Here is a 21,775-nt window from a genome sequence, read left to right as displayed (position 1 = left end):
AAAAAGCCTCAAATGATTGCTATGCAATCATTTGAGGCTTTTTTGATTCTGAATTATTTTGAAATTAAATCCGATCGAATATCTGCGGAATGTGGGTTATAAAGCACGCGAGCGGGGACGCTCGCACTGAAAGAAAAAATGCTTTTTGCAACAATGAGATGCTCCCGTCGCTGTGAGATTATCGATTTTTATTTAGGGATTTTGAATGGCGACGCACCCTACAGCTACTAATAACTAAATCCGCTTGCATCCGTTAAATCCGTTACAAAATCCGTTGCCGAACTTCCTTCGCAATTACCAAGGCGAACCAATCATGGTAAAAGCGGCCCAATAATAAGGATGGGACAAATTACGATCGCCCCTAGCCGTCAACTCCGCAGGCAAAGGCAGAGCTTGATTGTTGTTCGATCGTATCAAATAACCATCCTGCAACCGCACTTCTTGCCGCAGCATCGCCAACTGCGCTTGACGCAACGCCTCAGCCTTAATCGGCGCCTCGCGCAACTGCTGGTAAAACTCAGTCATCAGCCCCAAAGTTCCAGCATCTGACACGTACCACAAACTCGCCAAAGCCGATTTTACCCCCGCGTGTACCGCCAATCCCGCAAACCCCAACTCAGCCTGTTCATCTCCCACCGCCGTAGTGCACGCACTCAAAACCAACAACTCCACCTGCGGGTTAGATAACTTCAACTCACCCAACTGATTCAACCGCAACTTAGTATCCCAAAACTGAATGTAAGAATTTTGGGCACCACCGGGCTGAAAATCGCCGTGAGTAGCTAAGTGAATAATTTTGTATTGGGGTTGATTGCGTTTTTCCTTCAAATTTGCCAGCGTAAAACCTTCATTGAGAAAAGATGCACCATGCCAAATCTTGCCCACAATTGTTGATATTTCGAGCGGCACCGCAGGTAAAGGATTTTGATCGTATTTTTCGGGAAATTTCGACGCACCCATCGCCAAAACTTCCGAACCCTTAACATCGGCATAGCGAGTATCAGTCAAACTCAAACTGGGAATCAGCCCCAAACTGTACTTTTCTACCAAAAACTGTTTGCCGTCAAACAAAGCAGCTAAAGGCAAAGTTCGCAAACCGGCATCCATCGAAAACGCCAAGGTGTCAATTTTGTTAGCATCCAATTCCGGTTGCAGCGGTGCAATTAACCACTGGTAAAGTTGCTGGGCAGGTTGCTTGTAATCAGAACCAGTCAATGTCTTGGGAGTTCTGATAGCATTAGTGAAATCTTTAGCAACTTGCAGCACTGTTTCGCGACTTGCAGGCACGCTTTTGAACACATTTTTGCCGTCTGGCAATAACAGCACAAGTTCTAAATTATTGTCTTTCACCCAGACATAAACGATCGCAGGTTTAACTCCCGTCAAGCGGTTGACGCTGCTGAGAGTATCTCGGATACTTTGCTGCGTGATTGACGAGCGATCGAGATTGCCACCAAAATAACGTTCAAATTCCCGGCCCTGATCTCTATCCCTTTGCTGCACTGCGTCGATCGGACTTATTTGCGCGATCGAAGTCGATCGAGAAATCTCAGGCAGCCTCAAACTCGCGATACTGTCTGTATTGCCGCTACTTCCAGGTTTTTGTGCAGTTGCTGCACCGCCGTTTTCTGTCGCACCAGACGCACCCACATTGTCTTTTAACACCAACTGCGACAGCAGAACAGAGCCGGCCGCAGTCTGGTTCGACTGTTCCTCAACAGGCACAGCAGCCGAGCCTGACGATACATTTGGGCTACCGCTCTTGGGCCCAGACGCTGCGGGAGTCTGAGTGACAATTTGTGTAGAATTACCTGTATTTTTTAGTCCCACAGTGGTAGTTGGTGCTGGACTCGGCAGGCTCAACAGGGGCGCGGTAGTAGTAGTAGTTGAGGAGGTAGCGTTCGACTTCGAGTTTCCTGTCCCAACAGTCGTGGTTGTGCAGTTTCCCGACGGGCAAGTGCTTTGCAACAGCGTCAGGGAACCCGATCGCACCTGTCCGTCTGTAGAAACGCTAACGCTCGATGCGCGATCGCTCGCCGTTTCGCTTCCGGCTGCCCGAAACAATCCCCCAGCCTGGATTGCCACATCGCCGCCCGTATTTCCATTAGCTTTGATGGAAACAACTTCAACATCTTTCTGCCCGGTAATCTTGCTCGAACCGGCACTTCCCGACTGCGAACTAGAATTGATCACCCCTGTCACGATCCTGCCCGGCGCCACGATCGAGATATCTCCGCCGCTTGAGGCACCGAAAGCATTGACATTGCCGGCTTCTACTGAGCCGGCGCTGCGGATGTTGATATTGCCCGCTGTCCCGTTTGCCGAGCGAGATGACACAACACCAGCAGTCACATTACCTTGACTGCTAGTGATGTTAATCCCTGCATTCGAGGTAACGTCTCCCACTGCCACACTACCGCCAAAGAGAGCGATGGTAGCGTTATCAGTTCCCACGATCGCACCCGTTCCCACGATCTCACCCGTTCCCAAGGGCGATCGAATCGTCGTCGGATCTTGAAATGTCACCGCCGGCGTTGAATTGGGCGTTGTGGTTGCCGGAGCAATCGCGATCGAGCCGCTGCCGTCAGCACGCCCGATCGCTACGGAAGCAAACCCGTTTCGCAGCGAGTTCAATTCCGCAGCAGTCAAGTCCAAAGCCTCAGTCTCAGCAGCACCGGCGATGGTGATATTTTGAGTTGGATCGATGGGTTGCAACACCAGATTGCCATTGCTGGCGATCGAATTCTTGCCGCCCGTCAAGTCAATTTCGTTACCTGTCAGAGTAATATTTCCCCCTGTTTGGGAACCGCCAGCTTCGATCGCGCCGACAGTGACTCCACCGCGGCCAGTCAGCGTCACATTGCCCGCGCGATCGCCCCTAGTGTCGATCGCGCCAGCAGTCACCGTACCCTCAGCGGTAACGCTCACATCTCCCCCCTCTGTGCGCGGCACTTTCGCAGAATTGACTGAAGTGCTGATGGTGGGGGGACTTCCCGTGCGTAGCCCAGCCGTGGTGACATTGCCGGCTGTGCTGGTGATACGAATTTCCTGATTGTTGGTAGTGATATTTCCGGTGCGGATATTGCCATCAGCTTTCAGAGTAATTGAGGCATTGTCAGCAAGAGTCAGGGAACTTGTGCTCGTAATTGTTCCCGAATTGGTTGGCGATTGAATAATTAGCGGATCGTAAAATGTGAACTCGTTAGCAATCAGAATCGAACCGCTACCGTTGCTGCGGCCGATCGTAATTCCAGCAAACCCATTTTGCAAACTTTCGAGTTCCTTTGCTGTCAGATTCAAATAAGTATTAGTCCCGACATCTCCGGAACCTGCGATCGCAATATTTTGACCGGGATTCCAAGGTTGGAGTACCAAAAATCCCGTCCCGCTGATTGAATTTTTGTCCCCTTTCAAATTAATTTCATTACCCGTTAAAGTAATGTTTCCCGAACCCCCGGCGATCGAACTAACTCCCAGAATATTTCGAGCCGTCAAAGTTACATTTGCCGGCGATTTAGAACCGCTAGCATCAATTTTTAGGGCCGTGACGTTCAGGCCTTCGAGCAAAATATTGCCGCTGGTGCCGCCGCTGGAATTCGATGCCGAAACATTGGCTGCAACGGTTGTTCCCGGACTTATCAAACTAATATTTCCGCCGTTGCTGGACAAATTGCCCGCAGTAATTTGACTTCCCTCCAGAGAGATCGCCCCTCCGCGAGTGCTAATTGTATCTCCAGCATTCATCGAAAAAACACCGGCACCGCTGCGATCGGCATCTGCTCTCAACGTCACCGATCCAGTCGTTGCCGCAAAGCTCAACTTATTATCCGCCAAATCAGCAATTTTAATATCATTCAGCGCTTCCAGAACCAGATTGGTTGTCCCCGAGATACTTTCCAAAGCTCTTCTGGAAATTGTCAGCGAAGAATCGTTCTGGTTTTGCTGTCCTCCAGAAGGCGTTCCTGTTGCCAAAATATTACTGTTAGCAATAACTGCCGCATCCCCCGCAGCTTCTAAGGAATCTGTAATGAAAATATTTTCCGGATCGAACAGCAAAGTCCCCAAACCGTTTGTCCCGGAAGTATCGACAGTGCCGTTAAACATCAATCTTTGCTTCCCGGAAATTTCCACAAACCCGCCAACACCGCTGCTGTTCGATTCAGAAACGCCGGTAGCGCTGATGCGGCCCAAAAATGCTGTTGTGTTGTCCGCCCAGACAAAAACTCTGCCGCCGTCCCCTTTCCGAGTGGCGTTGGCTGCGATCGAACTTTTGCCATCCACATAAGTCATTCTCGCCTTCGGCACAGTTCCCTCGCCTCGGTAATCTCCCCCGATCCGCACCGTGCCGCCGCCCAGAGGCCCGTTCGCTTCAATCTTCGCGGACAATACCCCTACCTTGTCGCCCAAAACGTTGACAGTACCTCCCGCGCCGGACGATCTCTGTGACACGTTTGCTTCCCCCGATACCACAGCGGTTCCAGGGCTTGCCGGTACTGTGATGCCGCCCGTAAGTACGACTTCACCGCGATCGTTCGTAGTTATACCAGTAGCGGTAGCCACGCCGGAACCCGAGAGTAGCTTTGGCAAACTCAGAGGAGAAAACGGCAGAGCTTCCGAACCAGGCACTCCCGCAGCCGGAGCAACTTCTAAACTCAGCAAAAGTCCGTCTTGACTCAACCGCACCAGATTTTCGCCCGGGACAGCCGCCACCGTAATTTGACCCCCCGGCGCTGAAAGTCTCCCCGTACTGATGACAGTACCGCCCAGCAAAGTCAAACTCTGCCCGTTTTCCACAGCCAAGTCACCTGCATTGACAATACTCCCCGGCTGTGCGCCAAAAGCAAAAGTATTCGGTGTTCCCACTAGGGCGGCGTAGTTGTTCGCCCCCGTACCGTTGAACCAGCCGCTGTCAAAACCGATACCGCTAGCGGTGGTAGCAAAAAAAGACCCGGGTACGTCCAGCCGCGCATTGCTGCCAAAAATAATCCCTGCCGGGTTCATCAAGTACAAGTTAGAATTGCCACCGCTAACTTGAATTAGACCGTTAATTAAGGAAGCGTCACCGCCGACAATGCGCCCGAGGATATTTTTAACGTTTGGGTTAGAGATGAAATTGGCAGTTTCGCCCGAATTTAAACCAAATCGAGTAAAACTGTGGAACAGATTTGCTCCGTCTCTGGACGTTGTGCCGCCTTTAATGTCGTAGCGAGAGGGGGCTCCTGTACCGGGCGTGACTGTGGTTCCGGTGCCGTCTGGGGCTGCCATAATCGGCTGTGCTGCAGCAATTTGAGATTTGGGATAAATTGCCACAATCACCCATCCGCTGCTATCCTCTTTGAGGAAAACCAGGTTGGGGAAAAAATCTAATATCAAAAATCCAGCCAGGGGAATTGCTGCCAGAATCGATCGCACAGCAGATTGAGCATTCATAGGTTCGCCTCGATCTAGACTTATATTCGAGTTTTAAATGGAGATTTGGCGTAAAAAATAGTCGATCGCACCCCCATGCTGACAATTCCTAACGCTAACTCTCGATCGCCAATTCCCAAGTTTAAGTCTAATTTTAATTGTGTCACCAACATAGCAAACACTGACCGTAAGTGTCGAAACACAGTTCAGTTTAAACGCCAGAAAATTATGAGCGATCGAATTGTCCGCGCGATCGGTTTAACTGGGGGCATCGCCACCGGGAAAACCGCTATATCTAACTATCTAGCAGATACCTGTGGATTTCCGATTTTAGATGCCGATATTTACGCTCGCGAAGCTGTGCAGCCAGGTTCGCCAATACTAGACTCTATTGTAGAACGATACGGCGCCGTTATTTTGCTCCCCGACGGCAATTTAAACCGGCCAGAGTTAGGAAATATTATTTTTTGTAACGCAGCCGAACGGCAGTGGTTGGAACAACAGATTCACCCTTATGTGCGCCGCCGGTTAGTGGAGGAAACTCAAAGCTACATTGCTAAATTCAATCTGGTATCCCCAAACACACATGAATTAGGTACAAAAACTCAAGAAAGCGGTTTTTGGGAATGCGATCGAGAACTAGAACCAAGTATGGTTGAAAAAAAACCAGGTTTCGGCGCCCAGACTGACAGGTTGACTTTGGTGTTGGTAGTGCCGCTGCTGTTTGAAGCTAACATGACTGACTTGTGTACCGAAATTTGGGTGGTGTACTGTTCGCCCGAAGTGCAGTTACAGCGGCTGATGCACCGAGACGGCTTGAGTTGCGATCGAGCTAATGCCCGCATTAACGCCCAGATGCCGCTAGCCAACAAGTGCCAACAAGCTAATGTTGTTTTGGATAACTCGTCAACCCTCGACTCGCTATTCCTACACATAGATTCGCAAATCAGATCGTAGCCTATGTTACGCGCGACATTCTGATGTGGCATTAGCTTGTCTTCGATCCGAAGCTGCATCTCGATATCAATAAATTATGAAGTTAATCTGAAGATTCGTAAATATTTACAATTTCAGGAATCTGATTCACCAAAAGATCAATATATAGAGTGCTGATGCCGCCGCCAGGGGACTGTGTTTTTGTGTCTTTAATCCTAGGCTGCATCTCAATATCAATAAATTATGAAGTTAATCTGAAGACTCGAAATATTTATAACTTACGGTTTCGTTTCCTGGTTGGAAGAGTGTCGCAAAAAGATGGGAAGCCTTGACTGCTGTGGGTTTCCCGCCATTACTAGGTAACTTGAACTTACAACTGAAACAGTGAGGGAAACGAGGGGTTTTACCCCATTTGACTAAAATTCAAAAAAATGTATATGCCATCAATTACCAATTGATGATTTCGCGGCAATTCAATTTTTTTTTTACCTGTTTTTGCCCTGATAGCAGAGTACAGGCTGCGTATCAAGAAGTGGAAAATACGACACGGAACTCTATGATGCGCCTTTACTCTTCCATGCTGATGTCAACCCTGTTACTGAGTAGCACAGCAGTTAACGCTCAAAGCTTAGAAACCCGATCGACCTTTTTCTCTCAAGACAAATCTGTCCCGGAATTATTAACAGCCCAAGCCAACGCTCAAATTTTTTACGCAGACAACGATAAAGATACCTTGCCCGAACGAGGCAGCGGGAGATAAACCCCAACAATGGATATTTTTGCTAAACAAAGCAAAATAAATCGGCCGATTGCTTTGAGTATTTTTCCCTACTCGATCGAGGGAGATAAATAAGTAATGAGGGCATTCTTAAACGAAGAGTTAAACGCAATTACTTCCAGATTGGCTGAAGCGATGTTGGATCGGGGAGCAAAAATCTCTGAAAAAAAAACACAACACAATGAATACTACCATCAAGTTAATTTGTTTGAGTACGCTATTAGTTAGCGCTCTTGTGATTCCTCAAAAACTAGCAAACTTTTCAATTGCAGAACATCAGTTCAATAAGTCAGAACAACTGCTATTAGCTAAAGATACCAAAACCGATTCAAAAAACTGTAGCTCCTCGCCGTCTCCGGGGTGTTCTCGCCGAGACTGGCAGGCGATCGCGCCCCGAAACCCGATTGATGGCGACTTGAAGCTTGTGTGACGCAATCACCTTGAGAAATCGGGTTTCACGTACTTCAGTTAGTGTCATGAATTATTCGCGGTGATGGCAGGTCTGGAGGAAAGGCATAAAACTAGGGAATTAGCTGATTGTAAGGTGTCGAACCATGACGATTGTCGATCGAGAACAACAAATCTTGCGAGTGAGCCCGCAAGGTGTTCATGGTGAACCAGAGAGCGCCCTGGTAAGCGCTCTGAGAACTGCCGCGGCGAGTCAGAGTCAAAACCGTTTTAGAAAGCGCATTACAACAAGAAGAAGTAACGGCTTTTTTACAGGGAATCGAAGCCAAGAAACCTCATCGCTCCGGGTTCTATCCTCGGGGTCTGGCGAGGTAGTACGGTCAGATTGCTGAGTTGGCAATACCCAAACTCCCGGAACTCAACGAGCGAACGCCAGTGGCAGATACTGGAGCGCCAAGTAACCGACCAAAATTAATTACCGAAAATTTTGGGTTTAAAGCGCCGCCCTGCTTCGTAGCGGAAGGCGGCTTTTAAATATAAGTTGTCAATTATAGCAATCCTAAATGATTTTCTATGTATATGTGTACTGATGGATTTTGGGGAAATCAAATTTATGTTCCTTAGTGAAAAAGTCAAACAAAAATTTGACGATCTTAAGGATCTCCTGGGTTTATGGTGGATACGGTATCAAAAACAACTGTTCGCGATTCTGTGATGCCCTCGGAGTCAAGGATAGGCGGTTTGTTTATCACCACAAACTCAAGAGAACCCGATTACTTCAGTTTTGTCTAGAGATGTTAAATATCCTTTTGACCCTTTATGTCCTAGTTTTATCCCTGCGACACCTTTGGTTTTAAATAATTTTTTCCAACAAGGAACAAAAAAATTACTTACACGCCATATTTCGCTAATTTCATTCTAGGACTTACCGACCATCGCCATCCTTACAGCTATTGCTCGGAGAGAGTTCTCTTACATCGATATCACTTTCAATGAAATATTCTTGCTTAAACTCTTTGTTTTTCCATGTCTTTTTGTGTGAGTTGTAATTTATTCATTTTTTTGTTTTCACAATCAAGTATTGCCTATAATTGTATCGCATTCTTGATAGTGATTTAAGATTGCTATAGTATAAATATATTTTACCTCTATCTTCCGGTAATTGGAATTTTTTATTCAAAGCGTATTGCCAAAACAAGTTCTTAGTGAGGAAGGCAAGTCCCCATCCCTTAGAGGACTAAAGTCCTCACTACCAACCCAACTGCAAGTCCCCATCCCTTAGATGACTAAAGTCCTCGCTACCAACCCAACTGCAAGTCCCCATCCCTTAGATGACTAAAGTCCTCACTACCAACCCAACTGCTGTTTCTTCAAAAATTCTAATCCTAAAAAAATAGCTGCGATGCTTCCTGCTACGCAAATTTCTCGATTGCTTATTTTCAACAAAACTTCGGAAATTGGCACTAAAACTATTTCAATATCTTCTGTAACATCTAATTGAATTTGGCGGGCAAGCTTGACATTTTTACCAAAATATAGGTAAATAGAATTAGTGTCTTTTACGGGATTGTCGTATAAAGTTGCTAGTTCCAAAATTTCTTCAGCAACATATCCGGTTTCTTCAGCCAGTTCTCGGGCAGCAGCAGCTTTGCCGCTTTCTTCGGCAGGATTGAAACTCCCAGCCGGGAGTTCGAGTAAAATTTCGCCGACGCCATGCCTGTATTGACGCACACATACAAGTTCTTGCTGTTCTGTCACCGCAAATATTAGGGCGATATTGGGCCGGACATTAATAAAAAAGTCGTCGATAATTTGTCCGCTTGGCAATTCTATTTCATCTTGCCTTACTTGACACCACTTGTGGTTAAGCACCAAGCGCGATCGCAGTAATTTCCATTTAGTTAAATTTTTCATATTATTGAATTCTTCATAAAACGCGCACGACTAATCTTTCGTAACGCGCGCAATGTGCACTCTAAAGCCTCACAGTCGTTCTTCGGGTACTTGTGACTCGCTTTACCCAAGTTGAAGTGCCAGGAAAATAAAAGAAGCATGAATGTGTATCTGTTGGCATTAGTCAGAATGTTTTAATTTCCAATTCGCCATGCCCCATTACCCCATTATATCGTGTCCGAGCGATTAACCACAATCAAATTCGTTCGTAGTGCGGACTTCAGTCCGCTATACGGCTGCGGACTGAAGTCCGCACTACAAACCATTTTTGTTATGGTAATCGAGCGGACATGATATTACCAATTAATGCTAAACTTTCACCGTCAAGCCGCGCTTGCCGTTAGCGGTACGGGCGATCGCACCTATCCCGTAGATAATCGCCCGCAACACCTTTACCAAAAAAAAATTATCCTCGAAGCTAGTTAAAATCTCAACTTTTACACAGCCATGCAATACAAAAAATTACCACCGAAATTTTGGACAGACTTAGACAAACTAACACCTAAGTGTCTGGTACCCTCATTTTTAGGCTCTGTGTCGATCGCCCTGAGCATAGCAGCAGCCACCACAGTTGCGACACTCCAAATCGCACAGCAACCAGCCAATGCTTCTACAGTCACCAGTTGGCGGTTCGATCCGGCTACAAATCAGCTAGAAATTACTCTCCCAGAGGGCAAAACTCCCACCTATTCCCTACTCAACCCGTCTCAAATTGCTGTGGATTTGCCCAATACTCCGATCGCCGTTGATGCAACTCAACTATACCCGCAAGGCAATGTGCGTTCCGTGGCGGTAATTCAACTCCCATCAGGAAGCGCGAGAATTTTGGTAAATTTGGCTCCCGGAGTGGCTTTCAACGGTGAACAAATTAAATTTCAAAGAGTCGGGGTAGAAAATCGCTGGGTGTTGCGTCCCTCGATCGAGCCTGCTTCCTATCAAGCAACTCTCGACACGCAAACACCGCCTGCAATCCCAGTACCACCTAATCCGCAGTCAGCCGATTCTAACTCAACTCCTGCCAAAGCGCCTGTCCAGCCTGCCTCGCCCGAGGCTATAACTTACGAGCAAAACTCTTCGGGGATGTCAACTCCAAACGACCAAATCCGACCGATAAATGTGCCTTTAGTCAGGGTTCGGGTTAACAGACGCCAGGGGGTAGGTTCTGCCCCTGTACGCCGTCCTGCTGCTTCCTGGGAGCGGATTATCGATTTTGGTGAACCGCTTCGCTAATACTCGCTTTGAGTCGATCGCACCTATACTTCGATCGTCCGATCCTCGCAGTTAGAAATTTTGACCTTCACTGGGTGGAGCGATCGAACCCGGTTGGTTGAGGAACAGGTTTTTAGCGCCGTCGTTTTGGTAAATACAGTTAATGTCAGGTTGACCTTCCAGGGCGCCGGTGAAGCCAAAGGTGTTCATGCGATTTTTACACTCGCGCACTTGCTCTTGGTCGATCAGTTTTCTTTGTTCGAGAATTGCCCAGTTATTGGTTCGCAGGACGCATCCGGGACGCATACTCGGCTGGGAGATGTAGACGTTGAAGGGGTTAAGGGTGACGAAGAGGCGCATATCTGTCACCATGGCGCTGGCTCCAAACTGTACGCAAAGTTCGGGGTTCGGGGCGCTGCGATCGATAAATTCCCGGGATGCTACGTTTGCTGGGCTAATTGTAGCCGTGGAACTGAAGGCAATGCCGATCCCAATTCCCAGAATAAAAACGGCTGTTAAAATCCCTAGGGTGGCGGAATTGAGGAAAGAGGGTTTGTTGGACTGAGGTTGTCGTCGCGACGATCCGCCAAAGGAGCCGGAGTCTTCATCTCCCCGGAATGGATCGCCACCGAATCTGTCTCTGTCGTTGTAGGAGTTAGGTTTGCGTTTCATATAACGTTGAGTCCGTTCTGGGGATTTAACAGCTAGTAGTTTTTTATTTTTAACCGATCTTGCCTTTCTATATATTATGACCCTAGACAGGTGGCGGCTGCGGGCTTAGGACACTTCTTCTGGGTTTGGTATGGTTGACAGCTCGCGATCGGCTAGGCGGCTGCCTTGTCTGAATTTGGAAATTTCAATAAAATAACTCAAAGTGAGATACTCTTTGACAGCGGAGGAATCCAGCTCAAGATTATCGATCGAAATTAATGCGATACAAGCTTCGTCCTAGTTCGCTACTGTTTTAGGTGCAAGCCTATCTCAGCAACTTGGGTTGATGAACGAAGAATCCCCTCGCATCAACGGCAGGGGATTGTCAAAAATTTTAACATCCTATAACTCAGGAGGTATAGATTAGTGTCTGTCGAAATTATTCAAAAGCCTTCTACAGTCCGCAAGCTTGCGCCACGCTACCGCGTGCTGCTGCACAATGATGATTTCAATCCAATGGAGTACGTGGTGCAGACTTTGATGGCGACGGTACCCAGTCTGACTCAGCCACAGGCTGTGAATGTGATGATGGAAGCCCACACTAACGGGCTGGGACTTGTGATTGTTTGCGCTCTCGAACACGCTGAGTTTTATGCTGAAACGCTCAACAATCACGGATTGAGCAGCAGCATCGAACCTGACGATTAGAACAGTAGAGGTACCTGAAAGTCTTCACCCACCGAGTTTTTAACTCATATAGTCCTGGACGCATCGATGCCCCCAACCCCCCTGAAAAAGGGGGGCTTTCAGGTTCCCCCCTTTTTCAGGGGGATGCCAGAGAGATCGGCATTTGAGCCACTTCGTGCGTCCAGGACTATCATATTCAATAGCCTCATACCAAAAAGCCAAGGGACTAACCTTGGCTTTTTGGTATATTTAATGCGGTCGATCGCCAGACTGGAACAGTAAAGGTTGGGAGCAACCGGGCCGGAAATTATTCGGACGGTGGTTCAAAGCTAGGTGGCCTCGATCCCCAATTTCAGCTTTCCAATCTCAAATCTCGATCGTCGGAAATTAATTAGGAAATTAATAACGTCCGCCGCCGCCGCCGCCGCCACCGCTGCGACCAAATTTGCCGCCGCCGCCGCCCCGGTTGCCGCCGCCCCGGCCGCCTTCATCTTCGCGGGGCTTAGCTTTGTTAACTTTGAGGTCGCGACCCATCCACTCTGCTCCGTCGAGAGCAGCAATCGCTGCATCTTCTTCGGCATCGGTTGACATTTCTACAAAACCAAAGCCGCGGGGGCGACTGGTTTCTCTGTCGGTAGGTAGATGTACTCGCTTAACGGTTCCGTATTCGGCGAAGACGGTGGTGATGTCTTCTTGGGTAACTTGATAGGATAAGTTACCGACGTATATCGACATGAGGAATAACTCCAAAAATTAGACAGTGCAAAGATTTCAGTTTCGGAGAGTCCCCTGCCGATACAGAAGGGCAAGTTTTTAAACAATTCTGTAGCAATGAACAAAGCCTGCAACCGAATCTGATACACTTGGGATTTTAGCACAGAATGGCGTCTTTTGAATAGGTTTCAGCAGTTAATTAGGCTGTCATAATTCAACTTCAAACTTTTTGGGTATTCAGGAACGGGATTTCGACCTGTGATGTTTTGTCAAACTCGAACCTGAGAAAGTTGTGGGACTAGCCGGCTACCGCAGGAAAGATAGGTCTAGATTCCCAAAATTGGTACTCAAAGCTAGATTCAGGTTTTCCAGGGCTTTGACTAACCACACGACGCCTTCTCGGCTACAGAATTCGTAGTGACCGAACAAAATTGCCAGCCGCTTTTCTAGATAGGGCTTGACTTTGCTGCAAATTAGCACGATTTTCAGCAGCAAACCTGTGGTTTGGGTGGGGCCGAGGTTTGAGATCAGGTCGATGAAGACAAAGTGGTTCGGCCGCGCAGGACACTCTACTACTAAAAAGTTCAATAACTGGCTGCAAGTTCTGATCGTGAGAAATTCGTTTAACTTCTGAGAGTTGCTGTCGGGTAAGGTAGATTGTAGTTGCTTATACAATTTTTCGTTAAATTGACACTTGCCGTAGCGATCGTCAGTGACAGAAGAAATTAGGTATTCATATAAGTCGTCTTTAAAGGATCTGTAGGACACACTTGTACTGGTGTTCGCCATGAAGCGGCCGGCTAGCTGTCGGTAGGTATCGGCTCCTTCTACTTTGCCGACAAATTGCTTGAGGGCAAAGAACAGTTCTGGGTCGCTCAACAGCGTCGGGTTTTTTATAGTCTGTATATTTCTACCGAAGGAGATTGAGGTATGTCGGCGGGCTACTTGGGCTTTTCTCACTTGGTGAGCAACGTATTGCGAGAGATCGATTTCAAATTGCTGCTGCTTTTGAGCTTGGATTTTTTGAATGATTTTCTGCTGTTCGTAGGTGCTGTCGTCGCTGAGGAGACAGTGTTTGTAAAGGTAAGGGTAGCGGGGAATTAAGGTTCCGAGGGCTAGGGTGGCGGGAGTTTTGCCGCTGCTGTCTTCATTGCTGTGAGTGATGACTTTGGCTAAACGTTTGAGGGTGAGGTATTGTTCGCTTTCGGTAAATTGATGTACTAATTGGGGGATGGAGTGAGTAGGGCGCGATCGACTGTATCGAGATAATATTTTGGGGGCTTCTTCAAACAGAGCGATCAATTCCGGGATAGCTGCTTGCTTTCCGGGGTATGTTTGCCAGCGGTTGATCAGGATGTGGCAGCAACGGTTAAGGATGTATTTGAATTCTTGTTCGGCGTATGGTGAAGCTGCTATTTTTTCGAGTGCTTCAGCGACGGTGCGATCGCGATATCCGTTACCGTAGATAAACAAAGTGCGAAAACGGTCGATTAGTTCGATCGGCTGTTCTACTTGTACCAACTCCAGCCAGTGGTTGTAAAGTAGCTGTTCTTCTTCTTGGCTCTGTCTGTTATAGTCGTTCACTGTGGATTAACTCTCCAAGGATTGGGCAGGAGCTTTAAGCGCCATTGGCAGATTTGAATTGGCAGATGAAGCACCACAATTGAGTCAACCGATTTTAGATTTTAGATTTTAGATTTTAGATTTACTCCACAGATTCATCTGGAAGCTTCAACTGTAGTCTAAAATTTTAATCTCTCCCCGACTTAGGTCGATGGCTTGTATCCGTTGTTGGGTAGGGTCAACCGAGCTTCTCGCCTCCCGAGGCTTAGGGGTGGAAGTGGCGATCGCCTTAAGCAGATCTTTTTTACTTAGTTAAACGATTTGTCAACACCAGCATGACATGAATTGTTTGCAATTAGCAAGGCCTAAAATCACCACAAACTTTGTAAAGAATTTGTAAAAATGTGGGTGGGTTAGGTCGGATTTCTTGGTGGGCGGACAATTTAGTATTAGGATTCTTAATGTCAATCCTTGTCGGCAGCCCTCGATCGGTTAAATTTGAGGTGGGGCGAGGTAGGATTAGCTGTGAAAATAATTATTTGAAATGTGAGTGCTGGTAATATGGTCTGTCGCGTAAGTATCGCCCAACTTGCTGAAATTTTAACTGTATCTTTGCCTGCTGTGTCTGAGGACGTTCTGACAGTTGTAGGGACAGGTGTTGCTACAGATACGCGCACCATTGAGGGGGGCGAAGTATTTTTAGCGCTGCGGGGAGACAATTTTGACGGACATCAATTTGTGGCAAAAGCGCGGGATTTGGGGGCGATTGCTGCGGTAGTCGATCGCACTTACCAACAAGAAGTTCCCAATTTTCCGCTGTTGCGCGTTGACGATACCTTAAAAGCTTACCAGGCGATCGCCCGTTGGTGGCGCGATCGATTCAGCATACCGATAATTGCTGTTACTGGTTCCGTCGGTAAAACTACTGCCAAAGAATTAATCGCGGCGGTTTTGTCAACCAGCGGAAATGTTCTGAAAACTCAATTTAACTACAACAATGAAATAGGAGTCCCGAAAACTCTGTTAGAGCTTTCGCCGTCACACAATTATGCTGTAATTGAAATGGGAATGCGGGGACTCGGGGAAATTGCCCTGCTGTCGCAAATTGCGCGCCCTACTGTGGCGGTAATTACTAACGTGGGAACGGCGCATATCGGGCGATTGGGTTCCGAAGATGCGATCGCGATCGCTAAGTGCGAACTGTTAGCTGAAATGCCTGCTGAAAGCATTGCTATTCTCAATCACGATTCTGACAGATTAATGGCAACAGCGGCGCAAGTTTGGCAGGGAAAAACTTTAAGTTACGGATTAGAAGGCGGCGATTTGTACGGGGAATTGCTGAATAATGATACAATGCTTGTAGAAAATGTGGAATTGCCGCTGCCCTTGGCTGGAAGGCACAATGCTGTAAATTATTTGGCGGCTTTGGCGGTAGCAAAAGTTTTAGGGATTGATTGGGAAGTTTTACAGCAAGGTTTGTCCGTGCAGTTACCGGATGGACGGGCGCGCAAGTACGATTTGCCGCAGGATGTTGTGATTCTGGATGAGACTTACAATGCTGGTTTGGAGTCGATGTTGGCGGCGCTGAGATTGTTAGCGGATACTCCGGGAAAGCGCCGGATTGCGGTGTTGGGTACGATGAAGGAATTGGGCGAAAGGGCGATCGAATTTCACCGACAAGTAGGAAAGGCGGCGCGGGATTTAAACCTCGATGCTTTGTTTGTGTTTGCGGATTTTGAGGAAGCGGCGGCGATGGCGGCGGGGGCGGCGGGCGTGCCTTTTGTGCAGGTAGAAGATATTGCGGGGGAGGATTCTCACGCAGATTTAGCGAGGCATTTGATGGATTTTGTCGCGGCGGGCGATCGTATTTTATTTAAAGCTTCTCATTCAGTGGAATTGAATCGAGTTGTCCAGAAGTTCCGCGCCGATTTTGCAGGCCAATAACTAGCAATTTGGTTCGTAGTGAGGACTTCAGTCCGCATCCGACGAGAGAGGACTGAAGTCCTCACTACGAACCTATGTTTTAGATGATATGATTTACTTTAAAAGTGCGATCGCTACGCCCCGGCTTGCGCCTACGAACTCTTCACCAAAGTAACCCCATGATTGCTAAAACTCTCAGTCCGCCCGAACAAATAGTCGAGCTATCGAATATCAGTTGGCAAACTTACGAGACTTTGCTTGCCGAAATCGGCGATCGGCCAATTAGACTGAGATACAATCGCGGCAATTTGAAAATTATGGTGCCTTCTCCAGAACACGAAGTTTACAAAAGAGTAATGGGTCGATTTGTTGAAACCTTAGCTGAAGAATTAGATGTGAGAATTGAACCTCTGGGTTCTACGACATTCAAACGCCCCGAACTTATTGGTGCCGAACCAGATGATTGTTTTTACATCCAGAATGCTAGTGCAATTAAAGGCAAAAAACGACTCGATCTGAGTCAAGATCCGCCGCCGGATTTAGTGGTAGAAATTGATATTACCAGCAGATCCGACAGTACGTTGCAGATTTATGCCGGTCTGGGAGTGCCGGAAGTGTGGATTTACAACGGTTCGCGGCTCAGAATTAACAGATTAGAAGATGGAGGGTATGTGGAGTGCGAGATCAGTTTGGCATTTCCGAGTGTAGCTGTTTTAGAGATTGTCAGTTTTCTGGAACAGGCGGAAACAATGGATTATTTGGAATTAGTTAAATCATTTCGGCATTGGGTAAAAAGCCAAATTAATCAAAACCCATAAGTTGGAAGCGGGCGATCGTTATTGCTGAAATCCTTAATTTTATTTGTGCTTACTTCTTCCTTTTTTTCTTCTTATTTCTTCCTTCTGCCACAGTTTTTTTAGTTAGTAGTTGCTCCCTAAAACGAGCTGCGCGATCGCGTACAGATGTGACTTCAGTACCGGCAACTTGCTCTGCTTCCGCAGCTAATTCGATCGCCTCTTCCAGCTTCCCTCTCGCTTCAGCTAGCTCAGCTAGATTCAGCAGTACGCTAGCCCTTGTATCGGGGCGGTTAATTTCCTTACAAAGTTGAAGGCACTCTTGATAATACTGTTTTGCTGTTTCGCAGTCTCCTTGCAGGAAGTGCCACCGCCCTAAATTAAGCAGCGGATCTGCTTGATAATAGCGATATTTATTTATTAAGGAACGGTATCTTTCTAAGGATAGATTAAGTTCGCGATAACTAGCAGGAAAGTCTTGCAAATCGAGATAAAATTCTCCCAGAACATTAGGCAGTTCTGCTTCATGAAAAGCCCAGTTATCATTAGCAGATGCTACTGTGCTGTTAGCCGTTACGATATCCAAAGCCAGACGGTAGTATTTCAAAGCTGAATCGAGCTTTCTTTGGCGATATGAGAGCACGCCTAAATAGCGCAGCAGGCGGCACTGTTGTTTTAGATTAGCGATCGACTCGTAGGTTTGTAGCGACTCCAGAAAATATTTCTCTGCTTGAGCAAATTCTTCCCATTCCATGCAAGCCCATCCCAATTCGCTCAAAAGCTGTGCTTTAATCTCAGCATTACCAACAGCTTTTGCCGATTTCAGGACGATATTTCCACAATTAAAATAATCATTCCAATATCCTAAAAACCACAACTGCTCGCTGACTTTTTCCCAAACTTGATAAGCTAAATCAAACGAACGATTGCTTTCAGAGTTTTGTCGCGAACACTTGATTTCTGTTTGACGTAAAAAACTTAATATATTCACTCTTTCTTGAGGTATCTCCAAATCGAAATTGGCCACTATCGCATTTCCCCCTTGTTATTCAGTTTAAATATCGATGCCAAATTTCCATTGGGCTATCTCTGCCAGTTTTTGCAGTGATTGCTCCCACTTATCCACTAATTTTCCCTGCAAACTGCGTCTCACCCAAGGATGCAAATTATATCGCTGATTGCCTTTTGCGTCTAGTTCATCTTCAATCAAATACCACCGCCTCAATTGGCGCAGTGCTTGCTGACAGTCTAATTTCTCTATTTTTTCCGCACCTAGCAACTCTTCCCAGGTTACGCCTGCATCAGAATTACCCATGTAATGCAGTACGTTTTTGCTATAATCGCTAATTCGCTGCCATGCTGTTTGCAGGGAAAATTCATAAAATTTTTCCACATCTCCGCTAGCTGCTTCTAATGCTGATAATACTGGTTCTAATGCGCGATCGTCCAAAACGCGACCGATAATAAAATGCAAGGCTAGAGGAGCTCCGCGAGATAATTGATGGACGCGATCGAGTTGCGCTGGACTTGCTTCTAACAGCGCCGGAATCTTTTTATATTTTGCTTCATCTTGCAATAAGTTATATGAGGAAGCTGTATCTAGCCCTTCAATTTCGATCAATCCTACGAAGGGAGCATTAGTTTTCATGCGGCTGGTTAAAAGTACCCGGCTGGGATTCAGCATTTCCACAAGATTTGTCACAATCTCCTCCACTTGCGAAGTTTCGGCATTGTCTAATACTATCAGCCGTTTTTCTTCTTTCAGGCGCTGGCAAACTCGTTCTGTCGGACATTTATCTAGCTGATGAGCTATTTCATGGAGAAACTTATTCCAATTAAGTACCTCATTTCGTTCTGATTGGGTAATGCAACCGTCTACCAGATCGGTGTCTCTTGCTTTTACCCAAAGCACGTCAGCAAAGAGATTTCTATTGCGCGCTATTTTAGCAACTTGACTGGCAACTTCTGTTTTGCCGTATCCCGCACCGCCAGTCAGAGAAAGAATTGGTGCTTCTTGCAAGTTCGTGAGGCGATCGAGGATTTGTTTGATGAGGCGATCGCGCCCCCACACCCTCCTGCATCGAGTTCCTTGGCTTGGTGTATTCGGCTTTGATTCAGGTGTAGCAAAAATCTCGCCAGCCTCAACCACAGTAACCACTCTAACTAATTCCGGTTTGTAACGGCGAAATAAATCTTTCAAATCACTTCTTTTTGAAGCATATTTATTAGTTTCATCTTGGAGTTTAAATTTTTTACAGATTGCTTTAATGTGTTGCTTAACTGTATTATCGACAATTTTTAAAGATTGAGCGATCGCTCGATCGCTTTGGCCACCCAGAAACGCATCCAGCACTTGGCGCTGTCGGCCTGTCAATTCCTGCAATGCCCAGTTAAATCTCTCCTGATTCATAGCTACCCCCTTACACATCTGTGTACTTACAGAATTTTTGCACATTTCGACTCATGTGTAGTTGTGTACTGAAATACTTAAGAGCAAATCAGAACAGAACTTGCGCGCCGAGAGTCAGAAACCCGGTTTCTGCGTAGATACTTTGCTACCAAACCCGATATTTTTCCCAGACACCGGGTTTCTCTGCATAAATTCTAGGGAAGCCGATCGCCCGTATTGGCTTTTTCAATCTAGTTAGCCAGACTCTCACGGCTGACGCACTTGAATCCCAAGAAACCGGGTTTTTTCCAAGATTGAGGGTTTCAACCGAGTAGGCGCGAGAAAAACCCGGTTTCTGCCCATCCGCGCGCAAGTTTTATTTTCCGCTTGCATTCTCTGTCGATCCGAGCAATTATCCTGATACTTGAGAGGACATCTACTATGAAGAGGTTCAAAACTGCAATTCTTCTCGGTGCTGCGACGGCAACCATTTTCTTTGGAAGTACCGCCAAACAAGCGGCTCGGGCTGAAACTTTAAATTTGGGTTGGGATTATGCGATCGACCCCAGCTACGACAGTCTCGACAGCAATGGCATGGGTGGAATCACTGCCGGAGGAACCATCTATGAAATCTACGGTATGGCTATCAAAGACGATGTGTCAACAAACACTATTTGGATAGCCATTAATGCGAACTTACCCCTAACTGGAAATCCAACTGAGGACACAGTGAATGGCTATCCAGTTAGCAACCGCAACATTGGTTTCGGAGATTTGTTCTTTGATTTTTCCGATCGTAACAACTTTAAAGCTGCCAGCGATAGCAATAGCTTATTTGGCATTCGCTTTGCTCCCAATAATGATTCAAATGCACCAAGTACAGGTGTTTACAGTGGAGTAAAAGCAAAAAGTGTTGTAGCACAAAATGCAGGCTGGTCGAATTTTTACAATCACAGCGTCAACGGTGTGCTTCCCCTGACTGGTTTGGAGGCTCGGACGGGGGATTTAGGCTGGAACGATTCCTACTACAATCCTTACACCAGTGAGGGTTCTCACAGTAGACCAGAATCCCTGATTCCTAATGTTATTGAATCGGGCAATAAAGTTGGGGATATTACGATGGTTGGCGATGCAGAATTGGTGGCGGCTGGATTTGCTCTTAATGTAATTCCAGCACCCAGCACCAGTCGAAATATTGGGTTTAAGTTCGATAAATCTTTGCTCTCTATTGGCAGTTATGTTGCTACTTTAATTCAAGAATGCAACAATGACGCGATCGCTCTTAAAGGAGAGACTCAACCACTTTCACCCCCAGAAGCAGTACCGGAACCTTCTTCGATATTGGCGACATTGTTAGGATTTGGCGCGATCGCTGCGAGGCGCAAGCGCAAGCAAAAGCTAGCGGTGTGATTTTGCAGTTAGGGCGATCGCCAATCTGGAATTACATCAAATTGTTAATTTTCATTACAAAAATGGCAATTTCGTATAAAAAGTCAGGCGTCACCCTGACAGATAAATAGAAACTTGCGATCGCCCAGACTGCAAGTTGGAAGTTAACAAGGCGAGATTGATTCGGGCGATCGCAAATTTTGTACATACTAGATAGGACATCTACCGTGAATATCTTCAAAACAGCAATTTTGTTCGGTGCTACAGCCACAATTTTCTTAGCAGCTACTGCCAAACAAACGGCTGTTGCTGGAACTTTAACTCTGGGGTGGAATTATACTAAGGACGCCGAACACAATGACAGTCTTGGAGGCGTCGAACACTATGAAATCTACGGTATGGCTGTCAAAGATGATTTGGCTGCCAATACTATTTGGGTGGCGATTAGTGCTAATCTGCCCGTAACCGGAATCAATACTGGCGCTACCGTTAATGGGATGCCAGTTAGTAACGGCAATATTGGTTGGGGAGATTTGTTCTTTGATTTTTCAGGTAAGAACAGCTATCAATCAGCCAACGATACTAATAGCTTATTTGGCATTCGGTTTGCTCCCAACAATGATTCAAAAGCACCCTCAACAGGTGTTTACAGCGGTGTGAAAGCCACCAGCGTTGTTACAGAAAATGCAGGTTGGTGGAACCTGCACAATCATCATGCGGGGTTGAAGAAGAAGACTGGTTTGGAGGCGGGAATGGGTGATTTAGCCTGGAACGATCCTTATTACGGTATCTACACTACCCCAACAACTTTCGATCGATCGTCCAATCACATTCCCAACATAATTGCATCCGGTAAGAAAGTTGGCGACATTACGATCCCACATTCCGCAGATATTCGATCGGATTTAATTTCAAAAGAATTCAGAATTCTCAAAACCTCAAATAATTGCTCTGCAATCATTTGAGGCTTTT

At 46.6% G+C, this 21,775-nt stretch carries 19 protein-coding genes; 9 read left to right on the top strand and 10 right to left on the bottom strand.

The window, feature by feature from the left end; all coding sequences use genetic code 11:
- Window positions 1-294: 294 nt before the first annotated feature.
- A complete protein-coding gene (locus JGK39_RS23870) occupies window positions 295-5,430 on the bottom strand; it encodes a CHAT domain-containing protein (RefSeq protein ID WP_293297569.1) in 5,136 nt (1,711 codons plus the stop codon).
- Between the two features lie 20 nt (window positions 5,431-5,450).
- Window positions 5,451-5,582, bottom strand: coding sequence for a hypothetical protein (locus JGK39_RS23865; RefSeq protein ID WP_293257168.1), 132 nt, complete (start codon window positions 5,580-5,582; stop codon window positions 5,451-5,453).
- A gap of 55 nt (window positions 5,583-5,637) precedes the next feature.
- Here JGK39_RS23865 and coaE point away from each other — a divergent pair, with 55 nt between their 5' ends.
- The 3 genes from coaE to JGK39_RS23850 all read left to right on the top strand — a co-directional run bounded on the left by coaE (window position 5,638) and on the right by JGK39_RS23850 (window position 7,553).
- Complete coding sequence (gene coaE / locus JGK39_RS23860) at window positions 5,638-6,366, top strand: dephospho-CoA kinase (protein ID WP_293257171.1); 729 nt, start codon at window positions 5,638-5,640, stop codon at window positions 6,364-6,366.
- A gap of 535 nt (window positions 6,367-6,901) precedes the next feature.
- Window positions 6,902-7,105 (top strand): hypothetical protein, encoded by a 204-nt coding sequence (locus tag JGK39_RS23855; protein WP_293257174.1) that lies wholly within the window; start codon window positions 6,902-6,904, stop codon window positions 7,103-7,105.
- 199 nt (window positions 7,106-7,304) lie between these two features.
- Window positions 7,305-7,553, top strand: coding sequence for a hypothetical protein (locus JGK39_RS23850; RefSeq protein WP_293257177.1), 249 nt, complete (start codon window positions 7,305-7,307; stop codon window positions 7,551-7,553).
- 91 nt (window positions 7,554-7,644) lie between these two features.
- On the opposite strand, the gene JGK39_RS23845 is transcribed toward JGK39_RS23850, so the two are convergent.
- A complete protein-coding gene (locus tag JGK39_RS23845; RefSeq protein ID WP_293257180.1) occupies window positions 7,645-7,860 on the bottom strand; it encodes a hypothetical protein in 216 nt (71 codons plus the stop codon).
- 1,018 nt (window positions 7,861-8,878) lie between these two features.
- Window positions 8,879-9,445 carry an NUDIX hydrolase gene (locus JGK39_RS23840; RefSeq protein ID WP_293297571.1) on the bottom strand — a complete coding sequence of 189 codons (567 nt, stop codon included), beginning with the start codon at window positions 9,443-9,445 and terminating at the stop codon, window positions 8,879-8,881.
- A gap of 486 nt (window positions 9,446-9,931) precedes the next feature.
- On the opposite strand from JGK39_RS23840, the gene JGK39_RS23835 reads away from it, so the two are divergent.
- Window positions 9,932-10,714 carry an AMIN domain-containing protein gene (locus JGK39_RS23835; protein ID WP_293257183.1) on the top strand — a complete coding sequence of 261 codons (783 nt, stop codon included), beginning with the start codon at window positions 9,932-9,934 and terminating at the stop codon, window positions 10,712-10,714.
- Window positions 10,715-10,765: 51 nt separating this feature from the next.
- Here the strand turns inward: JGK39_RS23835 and JGK39_RS23830 are convergent, their stop codons facing one another.
- On the bottom strand, window positions 10,766-11,365 hold the full coding sequence (locus JGK39_RS23830) for a DUF3172 domain-containing protein (RefSeq protein WP_293257186.1): 600 nt from the start codon (window positions 11,363-11,365) through the stop codon (window positions 10,766-10,768).
- A 405-nt stretch (window positions 11,366-11,770) separates the two neighbouring features.
- On the opposite strand from JGK39_RS23830, the gene clpS reads away from it, so the two are divergent.
- Complete coding sequence (clpS, locus tag JGK39_RS23825) at window positions 11,771-12,052, top strand: ATP-dependent Clp protease adapter ClpS (protein WP_193976163.1); 282 nt, start codon at window positions 11,771-11,773, stop codon at window positions 12,050-12,052.
- A 378-nt stretch (window positions 12,053-12,430) separates the two neighbouring features.
- Here the strand turns inward: clpS and JGK39_RS23820 are convergent, their stop codons facing one another.
- Entirely contained in the window at window positions 12,431-12,766 is a 336-nt protein-coding gene (locus tag JGK39_RS23820) for an RNA-binding protein (protein ID WP_293257189.1), read from the bottom strand.
- A 285-nt stretch (window positions 12,767-13,051) separates the two neighbouring features.
- A complete protein-coding gene (locus JGK39_RS23815; protein WP_293257192.1) occupies window positions 13,052-14,329 on the bottom strand; it encodes a hypothetical protein in 1,278 nt (425 codons plus the stop codon).
- A gap of 540 nt (window positions 14,330-14,869) precedes the next feature.
- Between JGK39_RS23815 and murF the strand changes: the two genes are divergently transcribed.
- Together murF and JGK39_RS23805 are read left to right on the top strand one after the other, a co-directional pair.
- The gene (murF, locus tag JGK39_RS23810; protein ID WP_293257195.1) at window positions 14,870-16,252 is read left to right on the top strand and encodes a UDP-N-acetylmuramoyl-tripeptide--D-alanyl-D-alanine ligase; all 1,383 of its coding nucleotides are present in this window, start codon (window positions 14,870-14,872) and stop codon (window positions 16,250-16,252) included.
- Between the two features lie 158 nt (window positions 16,253-16,410).
- Window positions 16,411-17,049, top strand: a complete 639-nt coding sequence (locus JGK39_RS23805; RefSeq protein WP_293257198.1) for a Uma2 family endonuclease — start codon at window positions 16,411-16,413, stop codon at window positions 17,047-17,049.
- Window positions 17,050-17,098: 49 nt separating this feature from the next.
- On the opposite strand, the gene JGK39_RS23800 is transcribed toward JGK39_RS23805, so the two are convergent.
- Both JGK39_RS23800 and JGK39_RS23795 read right to left on the bottom strand, forming a co-directional pair.
- Window positions 17,099-18,052: a tetratricopeptide repeat protein gene (locus tag JGK39_RS23800; RefSeq protein ID WP_293257201.1), complete on the bottom strand. Its 954-nt coding sequence runs from the start codon at window positions 18,050-18,052 to the stop codon at window positions 17,099-17,101.
- A gap of 27 nt (window positions 18,053-18,079) precedes the next feature.
- Complete coding sequence (locus JGK39_RS23795; RefSeq protein ID WP_293257204.1) at window positions 18,080-19,435, bottom strand: NB-ARC domain-containing protein; 1,356 nt, start codon at window positions 19,433-19,435, stop codon at window positions 18,080-18,082.
- Window positions 19,436-19,855: 420 nt separating this feature from the next.
- Between JGK39_RS23795 and JGK39_RS23790 the strand changes: the two genes are divergently transcribed.
- A complete protein-coding gene (locus JGK39_RS23790; RefSeq protein WP_293257207.1) occupies window positions 19,856-20,824 on the top strand; it encodes a PEP-CTERM sorting domain-containing protein in 969 nt (322 codons plus the stop codon).
- A gap of 31 nt (window positions 20,825-20,855) precedes the next feature.
- On the opposite strand, the gene JGK39_RS23785 is transcribed toward JGK39_RS23790, so the two are convergent.
- Window positions 20,856-21,011 (bottom strand): hypothetical protein, encoded by a 156-nt coding sequence (locus tag JGK39_RS23785; protein WP_293257210.1) that lies wholly within the window; start codon window positions 21,009-21,011, stop codon window positions 20,856-20,858.
- Between the two features lie 19 nt (window positions 21,012-21,030).
- Between JGK39_RS23785 and JGK39_RS23780 the strand changes: the two genes are divergently transcribed.
- Window positions 21,031-21,768, top strand: coding sequence for an XDD3 family exosortase-dependent surface protein (locus JGK39_RS23780; RefSeq protein WP_293297573.1), 738 nt, complete (start codon window positions 21,031-21,033; stop codon window positions 21,766-21,768).
- Window positions 21,769-21,775 lie beyond the last annotated feature (7 nt).

Source organism: Microcoleus sp. PH2017_12_PCY_D_A (assembly GCF_020738565.1).
Taxonomy (GTDB): domain Bacteria; phylum Cyanobacteriota; class Cyanobacteriia; order Cyanobacteriales; family Microcoleaceae; genus Microcoleus.
Note: the sequence above shows the minus strand (reverse complement) of the source record. Positions and strands in the feature narration are given on the sequence as shown.